Genomic DNA, 3,054 nt, shown 5'->3' on the forward strand with positions numbered 1-3,054 from the left:
GAGGCCGAGAGCGCGAGCTGGTTCGCCTGGCGGGCGTTGTCGGCGTTCTGCTTGACGGTGCTCGTGAGTTCTTCCATCGAGGCGGCCGTCTGCTCGAGCGAACTCGCCTGTTCCTCGGTGCGCGACGAGAGATCCTGGTTGCCCGAGGCGATCTGGGCCGAGGCAGTCGCGATGGCATTGGTGCCCTGGCGAACTTCGCTCACCACCTTGGCAAGGCTGTCGCGCATGCCGCGGATGGCATGCAGCAGGCTCGCCTGGTCGCCGCGTCGCAGATCGATGCGCACCGCCAGGTCGCCCTCGGCGATGCGGCGCGCGATGTAGGCCGTGGCCGTGGGTTCGCCGCCGAGCTGGCGCAGCAGGCCGCGCGAGATCGCCCAGCCCAGGGCCAGGAGCGCCGCGCCGAGCACCAGCGCGCCAATCGACAGGCTGAGCGCCCGGTCCATGATGGTGGCCTGCACCGTGTCGACATACACGCCCGAGCCGACGATCCAGCCCCAGGGTGCGAAGCCCTTCACGTACGAAACCTTCGGCACGGGCTGGTCGCTGCCGGGCTTGGCCCAGCGGTACGCCACGAAACCCGCGCCCTCGGCTTTCACGATGTCGACGAAGGCGACGAACAGCGGCTTGCCGGTCGCGTCCTTGTTGGCCGAGAGATCCTGGCCTTCGAGCTTCGGGCTGATCGGATGCATGACCATGCGCGGCTGCATGTCGTTGATCCAGAAATACTCGCTGCCGCTGTAGCGCAGTCCGCGCAGGGCCTGCATCGCCTGTTCCTTGGCCTGCGCCTCGGTCAACGTGCCCTTGGCCTCGAGGGACTGGTAGTGCGCCAGCAGGCCGTGCGCGCTTTCCACCACCTGGCGCACGCCCGCCTGGCGCTCCGCCAGGATGAGCCGGCGCTCGGAAACCAGGAAAAGCGCGGTCAGGGCGGCCACGCCCAGAATGGCGCTGGCGGTGAGCAGGCCAAGCTTCTGGCCGACGCTCAGCGCGCGGAAACTCAAACGGTCGAACATTCGGCTCTCTTCCTCAGGTGGTCTTTCTGCGGTGTTGTCGATGGTGTTATCGGCAACTTCGCGCGAGACTTGAGGCCCTCGGTTCAAAATTCCGTCCAATCGCCTGTGGCGGGGGTCGCGGCCGCCAGCCGCGGCGCCGACGCCCTCGGAGCGCCCGCGAGGCGCGCAGAGGCCCTGGGCGCAGCCGGCGGCGCCTTCGCCGCTGCTGTTGCTGTTGCCGTTGCCGTTGCCGTTGCCCCATCGAGCCGGAACACGCTCACCGCATCGACCAGGCTGGCGGCCTGCTCCTGCATCGACTGCGCGGCGGCCGCGGCCTCTTCGACCAGCGCCGCGTTCTGCTGCGTCACCTGGTCCATCTGCGCGATCGCCTGGTTCACCTGCTCGATGCCCGTGCTCTGCTCCTGGCTCGCCGCGGTGATCTCGCCGATGATGTCGGTCACGCGACGGACGCTGCCGACGATCTCTTCCATCGTCTTGCCGGCCTCGCCCACGAGCATGCTGCCCCGGTCGACCTTGCCGACCGAGTCGTCGATCAGGCCCTTGATCTCCTTGGCGGCCGCGCCCGAGCGCTGCGCCAGGCTGCGCACTTCCGAGGCCACCACGGCGAAGCCGCGGCCCTGTTCGCCTGCACGTGCCGCTTCGACCGCCGCATTGAGCGCCAGGATGTTGGTCTGGAACGCGATGCCGTCGATCACGCCGATGATGTCGACGATCTTCCTCGACGAGGCATTGATCGAGGCCATGGTGTCGACCACCTGGCCGACCACATTGCCGCCCTTCACCGCCACTTCCGAGGCCGAGAGCGCGAGCTGGTTGGCCTGGCGGGCGTTGTCGGCGTTCTGCTTGACGGTCGAGGTCAGCTCTTCCATCGAGGCCGCCGTCTGCTCGAGCGAGCTGGCCTGTTCCTCGGTGCGCGATGACAGGTCTTGGTTGCCCGCGGCGATCTGGCCCGAGGCGGTGGCGATGGCATTGGTGCCCTGGCGCACGCCGCCGACCACCTTCGCGAGGCTTGCGTTCATGTTCTGGAGGGCCTGCATGAGCAGGCCGACCTCGTCGCGTGCCGACGATTCGATGCGGCTCGTGAGGTCGCCGCCGGCCACGGTCTGCGCCACCCGCACGGCTTCGTTCAGTGGGCGCGTGATGCTGCGCGTCAGCAGCCATGCGAGCGCCGCACCGAGCACCAGCGCGATGCCGCCCAGCGCTATGACGTTCGTGCGCCCCACGCGGTTGAGCGCATGCACCGCCTCGGCTGCTTCGTCGATCCGGTCGGCCTGGTGCGTCAGCATGTTGCGGATGCTGGTGTCGTACACGTCGAGCATCGGCACCAGCTTCTCGTTGGTGAGCACTGCCGCTTCGTCCTGCCGTCCTTCGGCCTTGAGCTTGACAATGGCGTTGCGCAAGGTGATGTACTGGGTGCGCTTGGCCTTGATGTCGGCGCTGAGCGCCTGCTCTTCGGGCGAATCGAGCAGCGCCTCGAGCTTGGCCTGTGTTTCGGAGATGCTGGCGCTGGTCTTGGCCATGTGCTTCTGCAGGTAGTCCTGCACTTCGGCATCGTTGCTCTTGACGAGCGCGAAGGTGCGTACGCTGTTGTTGCTGGTGTTCAGCAGCCAGTTGGCCGCCAGGCGCTCCTTGGCGAGCGAGCGCTCAACCATCTGCTGTACCGCGTCGCCCACGCCTTGCAGACGGAACACACCGATCGCCGCGATGCAGGCCATGAGGCCCAGCACCAATGCGAACCCGATGCCGAGACGTGTGCCGATTTTCAGGTTCTTCATGTCGGTTGCTCCATTCAAGTTTTTCATCTCAGTGATTCATGGCGCTGGACACCACCCGCGTCGCATCGCGCTTCGCAGGCGCAGCCCAGTGCACCCGCGGAACCGGCTTTGCCGGGCCGCCGGGTGCGCCCCCCAGTGGGGGGAGGCGCCCGCAGGCGCTTCGGGGGGCGTTCCATTTCAGGCCGCGATTCTTTCGACCAGGCCCATTTCCTCGCTCGACATCAGCCGATCGATGTCCACCAGGATCAGCATCCGCTCGTCGAGCGTGC

Annotated in this window: 2 protein-coding genes and 1 pseudogene; all 3 read right to left on the reverse strand. The window is 67.4% G+C overall.

The features are described from left to right. The coding region (locus AC3A6R_RS27035; protein ID WP_487866169.1) for a cache domain-containing protein at positions 1 to 1,010 on the reverse strand (1,010 nt) is incomplete at its 3' end. 83 nt (positions 1,011 to 1,093) lie between these two features. After that, entirely contained in the window at positions 1,094 to 2,785 is a 1,692-nt protein-coding gene (locus AC3A6R_RS27040; protein ID WP_487866170.1) for a methyl-accepting chemotaxis protein, read from the reverse strand. A gap of 177 nt (positions 2,786 to 2,962) precedes the next feature. Beyond that, positions 2,963 to 3,054: pseudogene (locus AC3A6R_RS27045) on the reverse strand (chemotaxis protein CheW); the annotation flags it as partial.

Source organism: Variovorax sp. Soil_C_19 (assembly GCF_057657255.1).